The sequence below is a fragment of the Cyanobium sp. HWJ4-Hawea genome (assembly GCF_024345815.1).
Taxonomy (GTDB): domain Bacteria; phylum Cyanobacteriota; class Cyanobacteriia; order PCC-6307; family Cyanobiaceae; genus Cyanobium_A.
In genome coordinates, this window is sequence record NZ_JAGQBV010000032.1 from 1 (window position 1) to 17,094 (window position 17,094).

The window sequence follows — 17,094 nt, forward strand, 5'->3', positions numbered from 1 at the left end:
GCTGGGGGCACCTCGCTTCTCCTGGGGAGGCAGCAACTACCTCGTCGATGCCTCTGCCCAGCGCCAGAAGTACATCGCTGCGCTTCAACAAGCAGACCGGGGCAACATCAGCGCCCTGCTCGCCTTTACGCGGGCTAGCTGATCGGGGCGATGCTCGGCCTGATTCCGACATTGATCTGCTGGTGGTGATGCTCAAGCAGCTCGCTGCTCTTGTTTGTTCTCCTGGAGCTGTTGTGTGTTGCGGTTTCGGCCATGACCCGTCTCGGCTATCTGTGGGCTGGCAGCCGAGGAACGAACTATTCACCACGAAGAGACTTAACCTTCAGGGATGACCACTGTGCAAGCCATAGAAGCCGCAGTCGAGCAGCTAGCTCCCGAGCAACGGGCCCAGTTCCGGGCCTGGTTTGATGCTTTTGATGCCCGCGAATGGGACCAGCAGATGGACCAGGACGTTGGAGCTGGTCGCCTGGATTGGTTGGCTGACGAGGCCCTGGCCGATCTGAGCGCCGGGCGCTGCACCGATCGGTGAAGCATCGCGCCAGTCCTCGCTTCTGGTCCTCCTATGAAGCCCTCCCTGTTGCTGTGCGGGAGCTCGCTGATCGGGCCTATGGGCAGCTCAAGGCCGACCCCCGCCACCCATCACTACACCTCAAACGCATTGGGCGGTTCTGGTCCGTAAGGGTTGGTCTGAGACATCGCGCCTTGGCAGTGCAGGCCTCAGAGGATGGGCTTGTCTGGGTCTGGATCGGCACGCATGCCCAGTACGACCAGCTCCTCAAAAAAAGCTGATTGCTGGGCTTTGGGTCTCGGCGCGACTGGGATCTTTATTCCGTCTTGCGGCCTTACTTGCTATCGAGCTGGTCGAATCGCCGTTCACTAATGATCTTTGCCAATTCCAGGAAATAGCCGGCTGTGCACCACTTGCCATGGTTGCGCTCGCGATTGGCTACATCAGTCCTGACCTCGGCAGCCTCTGCCATTACCAGATCTAGCTCCCCTTGGGGCAATTCATAAAGTTCTTGAAGCTCAACTGAGCGGTCCAGCAAGTGGCTTTTAAACCACTTTGGATTCAGCTCTTGGGGAGGAATATCCAAATGAATTTGATTGCTATTTAGAATTCGCATTCTACAGCATTATCCTCTTCTTGCCATTCATCCATAAAGTCCTCGAAGCTCGAGTGGAAGCCAGGGTTGTTTAGATAAATCTCCACAAGATCGTCCAAGGCGACGAATTCAGGAATAAATGCACCAGGCCTTTGCTTGTATTCATGCAAGATTTCTTCCCTATTCAATTTACTAAAATCCCAATTGCGCAGCATAGGCGCCACTGACAGCCCGGCAGGGTCTGCAATTCAAGCCTCACTAACGGGCTGCGGTTGGTAGAAAAAGCCTTCACCGGAGCTGGGCTGCTGCACGACGGCACAACGGGTGGCGACCCGCCATAGGGCCCGATGGATCGGGGTGGGGTCGTAGCGCACGAGATGGGGGAAGCGCTCATTGAGCAGGTAAGTGGCCCTCCAGGCGTTGTAGTGGGGAATCCGAGGATTGACGTGATGGCACACGTGGGTGGAACCAATGCCGTGATGGAGCAAATTCAAAATTGGGCCGTAGGGGCGATCCACGGTCTGGAGGGCACCCTTGGCCCAGGTCCAATCAGCGGTGGAAAAGTGGGGAATATCGGTGTCGGTGTGCTGGAGCCAGGTGTAACCCACTAGCCAGGAATTGATCACCAGGTAGGGCAGTCCGTAGACACATAACACCCTCGCTGGAGAGAATTGAATTGCAGCCAACACCAGGATCGCCAACATCCCCAGCAGGCCAAGATTCGAGAGCCGCATCAAGCCGATGCAGGCATTCGGGAACAGGGCGCGCCTGCCGTTGCGAAACGGCCCAGCTGTGGTGAAGTGAGAAGTTGGCGCACCGTAGTTTTCACCACCCGCCACACCAAACAGCAGGTATAGCGGCCAGCCCAACAGCAGATGGGTGATCAAGGAGGTGACCCCATAAAGCTCTGGCCCGAGCTGCTTGCTAATCCGCGCCACAAGGCGTCCTGCGGGCGACCCTGCCCGAGGCGGCACATGGGTTTCCCCCCCCTCCATGTGGTTGCAATTGGCGTGGTGCACCGCATGGCTGTGCTGCCAACTGAAGTAAGGCACCAGCAGCAGGCTGTGCAAGACGAATCCAACAACGGCCTCCACCCGGGGGTTGGGATGAAAAGCCCGGTGACCACATTCATGGGCGATCACCCAGCAACCGCCGGCCACGGTGCCGGCCACCACCGCATAGAGAAGCCAGAGCGGCGCCGCCATGGCTGTCAAGGGAATTTTCGTTCCTAATGCGTAGGTCAGCAGGGTGAGGCTGAGGGACATCCCCAGACTTCCCCAGGCCTTGACTGGATGGATGCGTAGAAGCTCGGGGGGCAGGCTTGCCAGCAGTTCGGCTTTGCTGGGGTAGACAGGACGATCAAAAGGAACTGACCCCGTAGCAAGGGGCCGAAGCGAAACAGAAGAAACCAATGGGCCAATTGGGTGACGCAGAGACGCTAACAAGGCCCTGGTAGACGATGTTGAACATAGCCTGAGCCAAATCCCCCGCCAATTTCGCTTGCAGAAGATCACCGGACCACTGCGCAGGGCCCTTATCTATGGCGTTATTAGCTATGGGGGACTCGTGCTGATCAACAACGCAGAGTTTGATTTGCCAAACATGTGGATAGCCTATTTGCCGATGTTTATCGGGGTCTATCTACTCACCCAGTGGTTAGATCGCAGGTTCAAGAACTAAGAGCAACCAACTCCACCCCACCTGGGAAAAGACGCATCGATTCCCCGGCCCGCAGCCGCAGGCGGCAGCGCTGCCCGCAGCCGTACTCCTGCGCCAAGGGCAGCCTCAGCCGCAGGCGATGCTCACCGCATTGCACCTGATAAAGCCACTCATTACCCAGAAATTCCCGGGCGAGCACGCGATCCTCAGCCGCCTCATCGGGCGTCAGTTCGATACCCCGGGGGCCCACCAGCAGCTGCAGATCAGCAGCTGGATCCATCGCTGGAAGCTGGGCTCCTGCCAGGGGTTGAACCGCCCCAAGGGCAGTGGTGAGGCGACCGCCCTGCCACTGGAGCGGCAACAGATTGCTCTGCAGCACGAATCTCCCCACAAAGGCCGTAGCCGGAGCGGAGACCAGTTCTTGGGGGCTGGCGCACTGGTGCAGCCGGCCCGCCTCAAGCACCGCCACCCGGCCACAGATCGCCAGGGCCTCCTCCGGATCGTGGGTCACAATCACGCCGCTGGCGCCGCAGCTGGCCAATACCCCGGGCAGCTCTGCCCGCAGGCGCAGCCGCACCTCCACATCGAGGTTGGAGAAGGGTTCATCCAGCAGCACCAGCGAGCAGCCCGGTGCCAGGGCCCTAGCCAGGGCCAGGCGCTGGCGTTGTCCGCCAGAGAGCTCATGGGGATAGCGGCGCTCCAGACCCTTTAACCCCAGCAACTCCAGGAGCCAGGCGGCCCGACTGCTGTCCTGGCCTCGCCTGAGGCCAAAGCAGGCATTGCGCCAGGCATCGAGGTGCGGGAACAGGGCGTAGTCCTGAAACACCATGCCCACGCCACGGCGTTCGGGCGGTAGCCAGCGGTGGGGGCCAGCCACCTCCTGGCCGCCGATGCGCACCACGCCGCGGTCGGGCTTTTCAAAACCGGCAATCAAGCGCAGCAGGGTGGTCTTGCCGCAGCCGGAGGGCCCCAACAGACCCACCAGCTCCCCAGGACGTAACTGGAAGTGGATATCGCGCAGGGTCCAGTCACCGCTGGAGGCGGGGCCGCTATAGCGGTGCCAAAGACCATCAAGCTCCACCTGGGGCGGCAACGGCAGCTCAGGGTGGTTCAGCTCAACTGGCATTAGGCGGCGGGGCCACGGGCGCTGCGTCCATCTTCCCCCCCGCATGACCATTCGGATATTTAGTTGCGCTCAAGCCGATCAAGGCTGGGGATTAGGGCCATGGCCGCCAGGATTCCCAAAGCCAAGATCATCAGAGCTGGCACCAGGGCAGCCCCCACCCGCTCATCGCTGGCGTACTGGAACACCCGCACCGCCAGGGTGTCGAAATCAAAGGGCCGTAGGGCGAAGGTGAGGGGTAACTCCTTCACGGTGTCCACAAACACAAGCAGCCCCCCCACCAACAGCGGGCCCCTCAGTAGGGGCAGATGAACCCGTTGCAATACCCCCAGCCAACTGCTGCCAAGGGAAGTGGCCGCCTCATCCACACTTGGAGGAATGCGCTCAAGGGCCGCATCAAGCCCCCCCTTCGACACCGCTAAAAATCGATCGGCATAGCCCCAAACCAACAGGAGCATTGGCGCCAGAGCCAGGGGCCCGCCAATCAACATCAGTGCCAAGGCCAACACCGCCCCCGGGATCGCGTAGCCCAGGCCCGCCACGAAGGAGAGTCGTTGGATCAGGCCGTTGGCAAGCCAGCGTTTGGCGATGGCCAGCACCAAACCGGCCGCCACGGTAAGGAAGGCCGCCAGTAGGGCCAAGCCAAAGCTGCGGCCACCGAGGGCCAGCAATTCGCTGCTGTCTTCACTGCGAATTTGATCCCAGCTGAGCAGGGCCCACAGCAGGGGCACCCCCAGGCTGACCAGCGGTGGCAGCAGGCAAACCAGCTGGCCCAGCCAGCGCCGCTGCCGGGCCAGGGGCCAGCGGAGATCGGAGTCGCCATCGTTGCCGAGGTTCCAACAGCGGCTGCGCCGGCGCAAATTGCGCTCAGCCGCCACCAGCAACACCACAATCACCAGGGCCATCAATGCCAGGGCCACTGCCCCCTGGGGATCGCCGTCCTGTTGCCAGCGCATCAGGATGCCGGAGGAGAGGGTGGGAACACCCAGCAGCTGCACGGCTCCAAGTTCATTCACCACCTCCATTCCCCCCAGGGCCACGCCAGCCCCGATCGAGGGCAACGCCATGGGCAGGGCAACCCTCCAAAAGCTGCCCCATGGCCCAACTCCTAGGCTGCGACTTGCTTCTAACTGGCGGCGCCCGCTAACTGAGAAGCTCTCCGTGGAGAGCAGAAACACGTAGCTGTAGGTGCTCAACAGCAACACCACCAGCGTTGGAGCAAAGCCATGGATCCTGATGCCATAACGGCTGCCAAGGTCGATCCAGGTGGCGGCCAGCAGATAGCTCGGGCTGGCCAAGGGGAGCAACTGGGCAATGCGCAACCAGCGCCTTCCTGGAAAACTGCAACGGGCGGTGATCCAGCCGGTGGCGGTGCCCAGCAGAGCGCTGAGCAGGCCAACAAGGGCCACCAGGGCCAAGGTGTTTTGCGCCTGGGCTGGGCCGTCGGCACCCAGATCAAAACTGAGCGACTCGCCTACCGCCCCGCCTACCGCCTCGCCGGGCCCGAAGGCAAACCAGACCAACCCCAGCAGCGGCGCCAACGCCAGCCCACAGAGCAGCAGTACGCCGATTCCCAGCAGGCTGCGATCGGAACGGGGCGAGGGAACTGGGAAGGGACTTGAGATGGTGCCTGAAATGGTGAATCAAATATTGCCCAAAAAGCCTACGGGGCTGCGCATTTGACCGTTTTGACGTGACAAATATCACATCTGAATGTGGGCAATGATCGCGGCGCTTATGAGGGGGGCCTAGACGGGCTCCTGCGTGGCCATAGTGCCGTTCAGCAGTTAGCTAAACCGCTTGCAAATGGACCGCATGCAAACATTGCAATTGCTTCGCCAAGCCCGGCGTCAAGGAGCCTTGGCCCTACTGGCCTTAGGCGCCACCGGAGTGGCTATCGCAGCCATCGGCATCGAAGCAGCCCAGGCCCAAACCCAGGAGATCGGGGTCTACTCCGGCCGGCATTACAACTCCGACAAGCAGCTCTATCAACAGTTCACGGCCCGCACCGGCATCAAGGTGAAGCTGTTGGAGGCCAAGGACGACGCCCTGATTGAGCGCCTGCGCACGGAAGGGAAAAACAGCCCTGCAGATGTGCTGGTGCTGGTGGATGCAGCCCGACTGGACAACGCCGCCGACCTGGGCCTGTTTCGAGCAAGCCCATCTGCCGCCCTACTCAGGGACGTACCCCTGAATTTGCGCGATGGCAGGGGCCGCTGGTATGGGCTTACCCGCCGGGTGCGGGTGGTGATTGTCAATCCAAAGCTGGTGAATCCCAGCAGCATCCGCACCTACGCCGACCTTGCCAATCCGGCCCTGAAGGGAAAGCTCTGCCTGCGCGACAGCAAAAGTGTCTACAACCAGTCGCTGGTGGCCGATCAAATGATCCTGCGGGGTGATGCCGCCACGGCGACATGGGTCAAGGCAATGGCTGCCAACGTGACCAAGCCCTATTTCAGCTCCGATACCCCCCTTATCCGTGCGGTTGCCGGTGGGCAGTGCGCAGTGGGTCTGGTGAACACCTACTACGTGGCGCGCATGCTCTCCGGGGAAAACGGCGCAGCAGACAAAGCCCTGGCCAGCCAGGTGAAGGTGATCTTCCCCAATCCCGCCCACGTGAATATCAGCGGTGCCGGCGTTGTGAAGACATCAAAGAACCCCGAGGCGGCCCTCAAGTTGATCGAATTTCTGGCTTCTCCAACGGGCGGCCGCGGTTACGCCGAAGCCAACAACGAATATCCCCTCAAGGGATACGGCAACAACCCGATTCTCCAGCGCTTCGGGAGCTTCAAGGGCGATGGAGTTTCCGCCGAGCAGATGGGCGCCAAAAACAAGGCCGCCATCCAGCTCATGGCCAGCAACGGCTGGAAATAGGAGGGCGGCGACTCGCAGCTGATTATCGTTAATGAGAATCGCTTGCAAAAGGCAAGATCTTTGTCTACATTGCGACGCATTCGCAATTAGTTGCTGTGAGGATGCCGATTGGCCAGAGCGTTTTGCTCGATCCCAACCTGCGGCCCGGGAGCAGCTGCATTGAGGTCCTGGAGGGCATGGCGCGGGTGTATTGCCCCTGTGAAGAAACCGAAGGGATGACCCTCGCCTTTTTGCAGCCCGGCGATCAGCTGCGCACCGACCGTCTCTGCAGCGAAGGGGTCTGCGTGGAGGCGCTCACCCCCCTGATATTCAGCACCGAGGCCGAATCCACGGGGGGTAATGGGGGATTTGATCCGGTCAATGAGTGGACTTTGCAGCTGCTGAGGATCCGCCATCTCGGCAATGCTGAACTGCGTTTACACGCCCTGCTGAGCCTGTTGGTGCGCCGCCTGGGGCGCCGCTGCGGCGACTGGTGCGACCTGCCCTTCCGCCTCACCCATGAGCGCATCGCTGAATTGATCGGCACCACCAGGGTCACCACCACCCGGATGATTTCCAAGATTCGCCATGCCGATTTACTGCAGGTACCCAGTGGCGTCAACTGCCTGCGGCTGGCACCGGCCCTAGTTGAATCGGCCCCTCTGGCAGCCGCGCTTTAGTCAGTTAGGCGCACCTTTTTCACTGCGAGCCCAGCTTCGGTGGCAGTACCTGCCGCCAGCGCCAGCAAGCCCAAAAGCCCCACCAACTGGTTTTGGCCTTCTGCTGCGGCATCGGCGTTTTGGCCCAGCAGCACACCGGCAACAAACCAGGAAGTGGCGATGGCAGAGGTGATCCAGTAGGCCTTCCAGCGCCGCTGATACAGGTAGCCAGCCCCCAGGCCCGGCACCACATTCAGCAGCACCGCAACCCAGCCGGCCGAGGCGGCAAGAATCTGCTCACGGGTTGGGGTCATGGATTTAGTTGCGGGGCATCCCACTTTGGCTTTAGGTCAGCGGGGCAGCGGGCACAGCAAGGGCCCCGGAACCCGGTAGGTGCGCCAGTCGCCATTGCTGCTACTCACCTCGACGCCGATCAGGCTGGTGGGATGGTCGGGCTCACTGAAATGGCCAACCCACTCGATCGCATCGGCAATGGCGTCTTCAAGGGAGCTGTATTGGCCATCGAGCTGGCTGTGGGGCTGGCAGCTGTCATCGATCAGGCGGAAACGGCGCTCACTTGACTTAGCTCCATTGCTCAGCAGAGCTGTTGTACGCAGCAGAGCAGTTGGACCGGTTGCGGGCATATCCCTTCTCCATGGTTCAACACCTTGGCCAGAACCAGGGGCATCCCGCTGTATCCCAGGGAACACTTTGATCTGTCGTTACAGAGGCCCCGAGGAGGAGGAGCGATCAATCGAGCGCTCAAGCGAGCGATCAATTGGATGTGGTTGCTGTTGCCCAGGTCTGGAGCTTCTACGAAACTGGGAAGTCAACGGTTGTGAACTGTGTAAGAACTTGGTCAATTGACCAACTTGCCGGAGAGCGCCAACGAACAGCTCCGATAAACAGCACCGACAAACAGAACTGGAAAACAGCCCTGGAAGGCCCCATGCCACTAGCAGCGACCAAAAAGGCGAGCGTCGGCCTCGAGAAAGAGCTGGTAGGTGGTCTCGTCGTCTTCGCCCGCTACGGCTATCGAGACGGTTTGGCGGGGCGGACAGGCCTCCACCGACAGGGAAACGGCGCTTTCACTGTGGAGGGCGTGGTAAGTGGCGCTTTGGGCATCACTTGAGTAGAGGGTTTCCACCTCCCGCTCGAACCCCATCTCCTTAGAAATCAGGCTGATGCCAGCCAGTGAGTTGGTCAGGCCAGCATCGGACCGGATAGCAGTCACATAAACGAAGGGTGTGACTGCGGGGGTGTCGTCAGCCAAGCCTTTGCTGAGCGTCTGCAGAAACTGCCTCATGGGGAAAGGGGGCTAAGGGGCTGGTGATGGCCATCAATGGGGCGCCGAGCCAAATCTAGGCACCCCACACCAGATATGCACGCCACTGGCGCGCCAGGCCCCACCAGTAGCGCCTCAGCCATCGAGTCCCGTTTCCCGCTCCCAGGGAGTCACAGCGGCACGGTGCTGGTCCCACTGGCGCCGGCGCAGTTTTTCGTAGGCCCGGCAGAAGTCTTCTCCAAGGGCCTGGCGCAACACGCTGTCGGTTGCGAAGGCAGCGAGGGCCTCGCCCAAGTCGCGCGGCAGGCGCTGGCATTGGCCCTGCCCTAGGGGAGAGGCGTAATTGTCGTTGTCGTGGCGGGGTCCGGGATCGAGTTGGCGATCAATGCCATCCAGCCCAGCCGCCAGCACCGCCGCCTGCAGCAGATAGGGATGGGCAGCACCGTCTGGGAGCCTCAATTCCAGCCGCTGGCCATCTGGGATCCGCACCATATGGGTGCGGTTATTGGCGGTGTAGCTGATGCCACCAGGGCTCCAGGTGGCCCCGGAGCTGGTCGGCGGCGCCGCCAGCCGTCGGTAGCTATTCACCGTGGGATTCGTAAGGCAACTAAGGGCTGGGGCGTGGGCCAACAGACCGGCCAGGAAGTGGTAGGCCAGGGCGGAGAGGCCAAGGGCACCGGCGCTGTCGTGGAAAAGGTTTTGCCCCGCCCGGGGGCTGCCGGGGGCACCCCAAAGGGAGAGGTGGGTATGGCAGCCGTTGCCGGTGAGGCCAGCAAAGGGTTTGGGCATGAAGCTGGCCCGCAGCCCCCGCTGTTCGGCCAGGGATTTCACCATCACCTTGAAGAAGGCGTGGCGATCGGCGGTAGTGAGGGCATTGGCGAAGATCCAATTGACCTCGAACTGGCCGTTGGCGTCCTCGTGGTCGGCCTGGTAAGGCCCCCAGCCCAGCTGCTCCATCGCTTCCAGCAATGGACCAATTAGGGGGTATTGGCGCATCAGGGCCAACTGGTCGTAGCAGGGCTTCTCCTGGCTATCGGCCCCATCGGCAATCCTCTCGGCGCTGGGATCGAGCAGGAAAAACTCAGCCTCCACGCCGCTGCGCAGCTCATAGCCCCGCTCTACGGCCCGCTCCAGTTGGCGACGCAGCAGGCGGCGGGGGCATTGCTCCATCGGCTGGCCATCGAGCTGCAGCTCGGCCGCCACCCAACCCACATCTGGCTGCCAGGGCAGGGGCATCAGGCTGGGCGCGGCCGGGACCGCCATCACGTCGCCATCGGCGGGGGACAGATCCAGCCAGGCCGCAAAGCCAGCGAAGCCGGCCCCATCACGGGCCATGTCTGCCACGGCTGATGAGGGCACCAATTTGGCTCTCTGAATGCCGAAGAGGTCGGTGAAGGAGATCAGCAGGAACTTGAGGTTCAACTCCTGCATTCGCTGGGCGAGATCAGACATGGGATGGCTGCTGAAGGAGGTTTTCAACGATGCGGCTCAGCTGCTGTTGTTCCGCAGGGCTGCTGTGGGGGTTGCCGGCGCGGTGGCCTAACTCCGAGGTGATCACGTGCAGCTCCGCCCCGGCTATGGCGTTGGCGTCGGCGGCGAGATCGTCTGCCGGGAAGTAGAGGTCGTGGCTGAGGGCCACCACGGCGGTGCAAGCCCTAATGCCGGCCAGGGTTGCTGCTAAATCGCCGCCGCCGGCAACGTCGTGGGCCAGCCATGTGTCGAGCATGGCAATTAGATCGCGGGGATCATGGCGCTGGTAGTGGGGTAGCCACTGCTGCTCCACATGCAGCTCCACCGGTTCGGAAATGCTGCGAAAAAAAGGCTGGCTAGCGGCCCAACTCGCATAGATAAGGGCATAGGTCAGCAGCCCCTGGCTGGGGGGGCCATCGAAGCCGGAGCCATTCCAGTGGCGATCGGCGGTGAGGGCCTGGCGCAGGCTTAGGCAAAACAGACGGTTGTGGGGAGAGGTGCGGGCCGTTCCGCCCACGCAACAAATCCGCTCCACCAGCTCGGGGTGATCCACCGCCCACTGGTAGGCCTGCTGGGCCCCCATCGACCAGCCGTAGATCAGGGGAAGCTTTTCAATGCCAAAAACCTCCCGCAGCAGGCGGTATTGGGCTGCCACGTTGTCGCGGTGGCTCACCACCCAGCCCTGCTCGGCCAGGCCCATGGCGCCGTGGCTGGGGCTGCTCGAAGCCCCATTGCCAAACATGCCGGCGATCACGATGCACCAATGCTCCGGGTCAAGCACCGGCCCCGCCAACCAGGCCAGGTCTTCTGGCCTGGCCCCGTAGGAGGTGGGCACCAGGACCAGGTTGGAGCGATCGGCGTTGGCTTGGCCGATTTGGAGGTAGGTGAGTTGGGCTGCGGCGATGGTGCGGCCGCAGCTAAGGGGCAAATTGCCAAGCTCGTGGCTAGCTAACAATCCAGTGCTGGCACTCATGCCGGCAGGCCCAGGGCCGGCAGGTTGCGCAGCAGTTGGCGATGCACGGCTAGGTAGCCCCGGTCGCAATGGCGCAGCTGGGGGGCGATCGGCCGATGGGCGGCGGCCAGGGCATGGAATGGCAGGGAGGGATAGAGGTGGTGTTCGGCGTGGAATGGCATGTTCCACATCAACCAGCGCACCAACGGATTGGTAAGGGTGGTGCGGGTGTTTTTAGTACCATCGCTGCTGAAGCTGCAGCCGCTGTGTTCGGCGAGCAGAACAAACCGCAGAAAGGGTTGACCCACCGCCAGGGGCAGTAGCCAGAACCAGAACAGAAAGCCCGTGCCGCTCAGCAGGGAGGCGATCGCCAGCAGGATATAAACACCGAACTGCAGCCACACCGAGCGCCGCACCTGGGGGATCACCTCTGCGTTGAGGTAGCTGAGGTCGCGGAGATCTCCCCAAAGCAGCTTTCGGTAGGAGGCGAACTTGCCTGTCCACCAATTCCAGCCGCCCAGCTCCAGCAGATAGCCCCAGGCACTGGTGGGCAGGGGATCATCCAGTTCTGGATCGAGTCCGGGCTGATGCGTGTACCGGTGGTGCCACTGGTGGTAGCGGCGGTAGGAGGTGGAGTTGTAGAAGCTCAGCAAGCCGGCAATCCAGGCCACGGAGTCGTTGAGCCAACGGCTGCGGAAGGCGGTGCGGTGGCCGCATTCATGCAGAGGTGCAAAGCAGGTGGCCAGGCCGATGCCGCAAACCACCAGGCCCAAAAGCCGCATCGCCAGGGGCCAGCTCTGGTGGGCCCAAATCAGGCCGCCGGAGCCAATCATCGAGAGGTGACACAGCCAGCGCCAAATGGCGGGGCCATTGCTCAGTTGGTTGAGCTGAGAGAGGATTTCCCGCGGCAGCAGGGGTTGGGAATTGGTGGCCATTGTTCAATCTGAACAGATACCAGGGCAAGGCTTTTGTATGCGTTGTGACCGATGGGGCGGACTATGTCTTGGCTCTCAAACCACAACCAGCAAGAAGCCATTCACCCGAGTTCCAGGCAAGCCAGGCCATAAACGTCCCGCAGGGAGACCGAGGGTGACACGCCCCGGTACATCCTCAAGGTTTCGCCGACCACCGTGAAGCCCAGTCCTGCGAGCAGGAGATCGGCCTGGGGATTGGCCCCAGGTGCATCAATCAAAACCACACCGGCATGGCGCTGCAGCAGGGCGTTGAGCAAGCGCTGGGCCAGGGCCGGGGTGTCGGCCAGCAGGGGGCCAAGCCGCCAGCCCAGGCCCGGTTGCAACAGGCAGGGACGAATTCGGCCAAAGCCATGGCAGACCCCCTTGGCGTCGACCAGGGCCAGCACGGTACCGGCGGGATGGTCGAGCCAATCGCCCAAAAAGTGGGGCCTGGGGCTGGGCTCATGGGCGGCGTCATAGGCCTGCACCGCAGCTCTAGGAATCGCAGGGCCCTCCAGCAGGATCAGGCCGTCTGCCGGATCACTTGCACCAACGACACCTGGGCCAACACCGGCACCTGGGCCGCCAGCAGCGGGGCTGCCATTCCATTGCCAGCGCCTGGTTTTAGAGGCCGGTTCAAAACCCCAGCCCGCATAATCGGCGATCCGATCGGGGGCCGCCTCAATGCCAATGCAAGCCAAACCGCTCAGATGGTCGAGGGCATGGGCCCAGAGCTGGCGGCCATAGCCCTTGCCGCGCTGGGCAGGCTCCACCAGAAATAGGCCAATGAAGCCATAGAAATCGTTGTAACGCACCCCAGCGATGCAACCGATTGGCCGGCCGCCAAGGCAACCGACCCACAGTCCCTGGCGATCGGTGTGGCGATAAATCGCCACATCACCAATTCCCGGGGCAAAACGCTCGGCCCGGGCCCAGCCAGTTACAAGATCCAGATCGGCCTCCCGCAGGGACCGAATCCGCATCGGCTCCGCCCGAGCCGAAGAGAGGGAAGGGGCGCCGCAATCAGGAGGAAGAATGTCAGCCATAACAAACAGTTAAGGCATATTGACAAAAAGGATGCTTTGCTTAATTCACTCGAGAGTTTTCCTCGTGTTTATTAAATCTGGAGCAATCGTCAGCCTTCGTTCAAGCCCCGATTCCCATTACCAGGTGGTCAATCTGGATGAGTTTTCAGATTCGGTATGGGTGCGGAGATGGCCCCTGAGCAGGCACCGGCTGCCAACATTCTCAGTTCCCCATGGCGACATAGCCGCCATTGAACAGGGGACGGCTAGATAAACCAACCCGGCTCCAAAACCATGGCCCACCAATCCCTGCCACCGATCGCGGGCAACGAGGCCGAGATTCTCGCCCTGGTGCAAAAACCAGGGCCTGTTTTTTTAGCAAACACCAATCTCAAGCTGGAGCAGATCAGTTCAGGCTTTGCCTGCGCCCTGCACATGCACCAACCCACAATTCCAGCCGGGGCCCATGGGGAACTGATCTCCCATCTCCAATACATGCTGGATCACCCCGGCGAAGGAGACAATCACAACGCCGAAGCATTTGCCAACTGCTATCGGCGCCTCGCCGAAATACTGCCCCAGCTAATAAGGGACGGCTGCAATCCCAGGATCATGCTGGATTATTCCGGCAATTTGCTCTGGGGAATTGGCCAAATGGGCCGCCAAGACATCATCGACGGCCTCAAAAGCCTGGCCTGCGACCCCAGCCTGCAACCGCACGTGGAATGGCTCGGCACCTTCTGGAGCCACGCCGTGGCACCCTCAACACCAATTCCAGACCTGAAGCTGCAGATCTTGGCCTGGCAGCACAATTTTGCAGCCCTATTTGGCAACGACGCCCTCCAAAGGGTGAAGGGATTCTCGCCGCCGGAAATGCACCTGCCAAACCACCCAGATACCTTCTATGAATTTGTAAAAGCCCTCAAGGAGTGTGGTTACCAGTGGCTGCTGGTGCAGGAGCACAGCGTTGAGAACCTGGATGGCTCGTGCCTGAGCCAAGGCCAAAAATATCTGCCAAACCAACTGGTGGCCCGCAACTCAAGTGGCGAAATCATAACCATCCTGGCCCTAATTAAGACCCAGGGTTCCGATACCAAACTGGTGGGTCAAATGCAGCCCTGCTATGAGGCAATCGGGCTGGGGCGCCAGGCGCTGGCGGGCGTAATGGTCCCGTCGCTTGTTTCCCAGATTGCCGATGGCGAAAATGGCGGCGTGATGATGAACGAATTTCCATCGGCCTACATCCAGGCAAACCAAACCATCGCCGCCCGGGCAAAAGATGGGGCCTCTGGCGGGGCATCTAGCCAGTCAACCGTTGCAATCAATGGCAGTGAATATCTGGAGCTGTTGGAGCAAAGCGGTATCAAACCAACTGACTACCCAATGATTCAGCCAGTTCACCAACACAAGCTCTGGCAGAAGGTCGGCAGCCAAGCCCCCCAGCCGGCACCGCAGCAGGCCACAGAAGCTGCTATTGCTGAATTACAGGCCACTGACCACACCTTTTCGATGGCTGGGGCCTCCTGGACCAACAACCTCAGCTGGGTTGAGGGCTACGCCAATGTGCTCGAACCGATGAACCAGCTCAGTGCCGAATTCCACCAGGTATTTGATCCCCTCGTGGCGAAGGATCCAGCGGTAACCAAAAGCCCCCAATACCAGGAGGCGCTATTGCACCTACTGCTGTTGGAAACCAGCTGTTTCCGCTATTGGGGGCAGGGGGCCTGGACCGACTACGCCAGCGAAATCCACCGCAGGGGCTCTGCCTTAATCAGCTCCCCAGGGGCTCTGCCCTAATTGGCCTAGCTAAACAAAACTAGGGCCAGTCAACAAAACTCACCGGTTCGTATTTAGCCACCGAAATACGCCAGGCCCTGGGGCTGAGGGCCCTGAGGCTGGCCAGGAAGGTTTCGGTATCACCGCCTGATACCCATTGGGCCTTGATCACGGGAAGCTGCTCACTCATCAGCTCCATTGGCATTTCCACCAGCAGCAGGCTGGCATCACCGGCGGCCCGCCGTAGGGGGCCCTCGTCGCTACGTTGCCAGAGGCGCAACAGCAGCTCCAGGGCTAGGCCACGACCCTTCTCGCCAGGGTCGGTGGCGGTGGCTGCATCTGCGGATTGGGTTTTGCCCGCCAGGGGTAGGGCCCGCTTACCGGAAAACTCGACCAGCGCCAAGGCAATGAGATAGGGAGCATCGGCCATTGTTTGGTTAGGTCGCAACGCTCCCACCTTGCAGCAGCAATGGCCCTAATCTGCTTTCCATGAAGGCGCTTCCAGGCAAAACAAGGCCCAGGTGGCTGGTACTCGGCGGCCAGATTGCCGCGGGAGCAGTGCTGATTTCCCTGGTGGTCAGTGCACTGCCGGCGTTGCTGTTCATGTCGTTGGTGATGGCCCTATTGCTCATCCCCGTATTGCGCCAACTAAGGAAAGAGGCCAGGCGAGCAGGCATCGATTTGGATGCCCCAGCCCGGGAGCAGATGATTGATGTCACCCCGCTACACCGACGCATCGAAAGGGATTTCTGGGCTTTTCGTAGGCGCTGGCGCTGATCGCCGTGGCCATAAGAGAAGTATTGCGGATGGGACATCCGCTGCTGCGCCAGATAGCCGAGCCCGTTAAAAATCCCCTTGCGGCTGATATCCAGCAGTTGATCACGGATCTTCGGGAGACGATGCAGGCCAGGAGTGGCGCGGGGCTCTGCGCACCACAAATTGGCATCTCCAAACGGGTTCTGATCTATGGCAATGGAGCCCCCAATCCCCGCTATCCGGACGCGGGGATAATTCAGGAAACGGTGCTAATCAACCCCATACTCACACCGATATGCGCCGGGCAGCAAACTGATCCCGAGATGCAAACCGGCTGGGAAGGCTGCCTAAGCGTGCCTGGGCTAAGGGGCGAAGTGCAACGTTGGCGGCGCTTACGACTGCAGGCAAGCAATGCAAGCGGGCAGGAAGTTGATCGAATTTTGGAGGGCTTTGAAGCGCGCGTTGTGCAGCACGAGTGCGACCACTTGGATGGAATTCTCTTCCCTGATCGCTTGATTTCGCCAACCCGAATTGGCTACATTGAAGAACTAGTTATGTCGGGACAAATCCCAGCCGTATCAGACTGAATATGTTCAATTTAAACCGCCGCAGGATTCAGCAAAACCACCAACACACCCCCTGGCACGAGCTTTGGCGCCAACCCCTTGCCGCCCTAATCAGGATGCCCTGGGCCGTATTTTTCGGCACCATGGTATTGATCTATATTTCCGAAATACTAATTTTTGCCCTGATTTTTAGCCTCGATGCTTCAAATATCAAGGGCGATCCAGTCATGGGTATTCCCCGGCCAATTTCATTTGCCGTAGGGGCATTTTTCGCCAATGCCTTCGACGACCTATCGCCAAATTCACCCTTCGTCTACGGCGTGGCAGTGCTGGACCTGATCGCCGGCCTGGTCACACTCTCAACCCTTACAGCCGTTGTCTTCTCCAGGTTGAGCAGCAATGAAACGCCGTTAATTTTTAGTCGCCATCTCTGCATCAGCAACACCCAAAATGGTCACCTCTTTTGCAGGTTTGTGACAAGCGATAAAAGCCAATGGCTCAATGTTAACTATTCCCTCAGCCTTATCTACGACGACGAGCCGGAGTCCGGCCTGTGGCAGAGGCGAATCGTGCCCCTTTCAATCCTCAATCAGGGAACGCCCCAACTAAGCCAAACCGCAACACTCACCCATCAGCTTGATGAGCAAAGCCCGATCTTCCTGATGGGGATTGAGGAGCTCCAAAGGCGCAATGCCGTGATCATGCCGCTGGTGGAAGGCATCGACGAAAGCACCGGCTCAGGCCTGCTGCAAACCCACCTATATTCAATCAAGGATGTGCTAACTGGCTACAGATATGGAGATCTTGTTAGCACGGACAAGCGGGGTCAAAGGCACTTAAATATTCAAAAGCTTAACAACATTGAGACCGTTGGCGGCGCCACACAGATCACTGGCTAAATCACCCAGCAGCCA

Annotated in this window: 20 protein-coding genes; 7 read left to right on the plus strand and 13 right to left on the minus strand. The window is 60.6% G+C overall.

The features are described 5' to 3' along the window. Window positions 1-328: 328 nt before the first annotated feature. On the plus strand, window positions 329-529 hold the full coding sequence (locus KBY58_RS08335; RefSeq protein ID WP_255003910.1) for a hypothetical protein: 201 nt from the start codon (window positions 329-331) through the stop codon (window positions 527-529). A 313-nt stretch (window positions 530-842) separates the two neighbouring features. Here the strand turns inward: KBY58_RS08335 and KBY58_RS08340 are convergent, their stop codons facing one another. The 5 genes from KBY58_RS08340 to KBY58_RS08365 all read right to left on the minus strand — a co-directional run bounded on the left by KBY58_RS08340 (window position 843) and on the right by KBY58_RS08365 (window position 5,465). Then, entirely contained in the window at window positions 843-1,124 is a 282-nt protein-coding gene (locus KBY58_RS08340) for a hypothetical protein (RefSeq protein ID WP_261350316.1), read from the minus strand. Continuing rightward, the gene (locus KBY58_RS08345) at window positions 1,112-1,327 is read right to left on the minus strand and encodes a hypothetical protein (RefSeq protein WP_255003911.1); all 216 of its coding nucleotides are present in this window, start codon (window positions 1,325-1,327) and stop codon (window positions 1,112-1,114) included. Before KBY58_RS08345 ends, KBY58_RS08340 begins: the two co-directional genes overlap by 13 nt. Before the next feature lie 24 nt (window positions 1,328-1,351). Further along, a complete protein-coding gene (locus KBY58_RS08350; protein WP_255003912.1) occupies window positions 1,352-2,368 on the minus strand; it encodes a fatty acid desaturase in 1,017 nt (338 codons plus the stop codon). Window positions 2,369-2,772: 404 nt separating this feature from the next. Then, window positions 2,773-3,888 (minus strand): ABC transporter ATP-binding protein, encoded by a 1,116-nt coding sequence (locus KBY58_RS08360; protein ID WP_254933534.1) that lies wholly within the window; start codon window positions 3,886-3,888, stop codon window positions 2,773-2,775. Between the two features lie 59 nt (window positions 3,889-3,947). Further along, window positions 3,948-5,465 carry an ABC transporter permease gene (locus KBY58_RS08365; protein WP_255003936.1) on the minus strand — a complete coding sequence of 506 codons (1,518 nt, stop codon included), beginning with the start codon at window positions 5,463-5,465 and terminating at the stop codon, window positions 3,948-3,950. 235 nt (window positions 5,466-5,700) lie between these two features. On the opposite strand from KBY58_RS08365, the gene KBY58_RS08370 reads away from it, so the two are divergent. Together KBY58_RS08370 and KBY58_RS08375 are read left to right on the plus strand one after the other, a co-directional pair. After that, window positions 5,701-6,759, plus strand: a complete 1,059-nt coding sequence (locus tag KBY58_RS08370; protein ID WP_254934029.1) for an extracellular solute-binding protein — start codon at window positions 5,701-5,703, stop codon at window positions 6,757-6,759. Between the two features lie 101 nt (window positions 6,760-6,860). Then, window positions 6,861-7,418 (plus strand): helix-turn-helix domain-containing protein, encoded by a 558-nt coding sequence (locus KBY58_RS08375; RefSeq protein WP_255003913.1) that lies wholly within the window; start codon window positions 6,861-6,863, stop codon window positions 7,416-7,418. On the opposite strand, the gene KBY58_RS08380 is transcribed toward KBY58_RS08375, so the two are convergent. The 7 genes from KBY58_RS08380 to KBY58_RS08410 form a co-directional block, all read right to left on the minus strand. Next, window positions 7,415-7,711 (minus strand): hypothetical protein, encoded by a 297-nt coding sequence (locus KBY58_RS08380; RefSeq protein WP_255003914.1) that lies wholly within the window; start codon window positions 7,709-7,711, stop codon window positions 7,415-7,417. The two genes, KBY58_RS08375 and KBY58_RS08380, sit on opposite strands and share 4 nt — an antisense overlap. Window positions 7,712-7,747: 36 nt before the next feature. Further along, window positions 7,748-8,041, minus strand: a complete 294-nt coding sequence (locus tag KBY58_RS08385; protein WP_254933537.1) for a hypothetical protein — start codon at window positions 8,039-8,041, stop codon at window positions 7,748-7,750. 311 nt (window positions 8,042-8,352) lie between these two features. Continuing rightward, complete coding sequence (locus tag KBY58_RS08390) at window positions 8,353-8,670, minus strand: hypothetical protein (RefSeq protein ID WP_254933538.1); 318 nt, start codon at window positions 8,668-8,670, stop codon at window positions 8,353-8,355. A 147-nt stretch (window positions 8,671-8,817) separates the two neighbouring features. Beyond that, window positions 8,818-10,134 (minus strand): type III glutamate--ammonia ligase, encoded by a 1,317-nt coding sequence (gene glnT, locus KBY58_RS08395; protein WP_255003915.1) that lies wholly within the window; start codon window positions 10,132-10,134, stop codon window positions 8,818-8,820. Continuing rightward, entirely contained in the window at window positions 10,127-11,125 is a 999-nt protein-coding gene (locus KBY58_RS08400) for an alpha/beta fold hydrolase (protein ID WP_255003916.1), read from the minus strand. Before KBY58_RS08400 ends, glnT begins: the two co-directional genes overlap by 8 nt. After that, window positions 11,122-12,039, minus strand: coding sequence for a fatty acid desaturase (locus KBY58_RS08405; RefSeq protein ID WP_255003917.1), 918 nt, complete (start codon window positions 12,037-12,039; stop codon window positions 11,122-11,124). Before KBY58_RS08405 ends, KBY58_RS08400 begins: the two co-directional genes overlap by 4 nt. A gap of 101 nt (window positions 12,040-12,140) precedes the next feature. After that, a complete protein-coding gene (locus KBY58_RS08410; protein ID WP_255003918.1) occupies window positions 12,141-13,040 on the minus strand; it encodes a GNAT family N-acetyltransferase in 900 nt (299 codons plus the stop codon). Window positions 13,041-13,376: 336 nt separating this feature from the next. Here KBY58_RS08410 and KBY58_RS08415 point away from each other — a divergent pair, with 336 nt between their 5' ends. Continuing rightward, on the plus strand, window positions 13,377-14,879 hold the full coding sequence (locus KBY58_RS08415) for a glycosyl hydrolase family 57 (RefSeq protein WP_255003919.1): 1,503 nt from the start codon (window positions 13,377-13,379) through the stop codon (window positions 14,877-14,879). 19 nt (window positions 14,880-14,898) lie between these two features. Here KBY58_RS08415 and KBY58_RS08420 read toward each other — a convergent pair whose 3' ends face one another. Further along, a complete protein-coding gene (locus KBY58_RS08420; protein WP_254933540.1) occupies window positions 14,899-15,288 on the minus strand; it encodes a hypothetical protein in 390 nt (129 codons plus the stop codon). A 59-nt stretch (window positions 15,289-15,347) separates the two neighbouring features. On the opposite strand from KBY58_RS08420, the gene KBY58_RS08425 reads away from it, so the two are divergent. The 3 genes from KBY58_RS08425 to KBY58_RS08435 are packed head-to-tail and all read left to right on the plus strand — an operon-like array spanning window position 15,348 to window position 17,079. Further along, window positions 15,348-15,635 (plus strand): hypothetical protein, encoded by a 288-nt coding sequence (locus KBY58_RS08425; protein WP_254933541.1) that lies wholly within the window; start codon window positions 15,348-15,350, stop codon window positions 15,633-15,635. A gap of 5 nt (window positions 15,636-15,640) precedes the next feature. After that, window positions 15,641-16,201 (plus strand): peptide deformylase, encoded by a 561-nt coding sequence (def, locus tag KBY58_RS08430; protein ID WP_255003920.1) that lies wholly within the window; start codon window positions 15,641-15,643, stop codon window positions 16,199-16,201. A 2-nt stretch (window positions 16,202-16,203) separates the two neighbouring features. Beyond that, window positions 16,204-17,079 carry a hypothetical protein gene (locus tag KBY58_RS08435; RefSeq protein WP_255003921.1) on the plus strand — a complete coding sequence of 292 codons (876 nt, stop codon included), beginning with the start codon at window positions 16,204-16,206 and terminating at the stop codon, window positions 17,077-17,079. Window positions 17,080-17,094 lie beyond the last annotated feature (15 nt).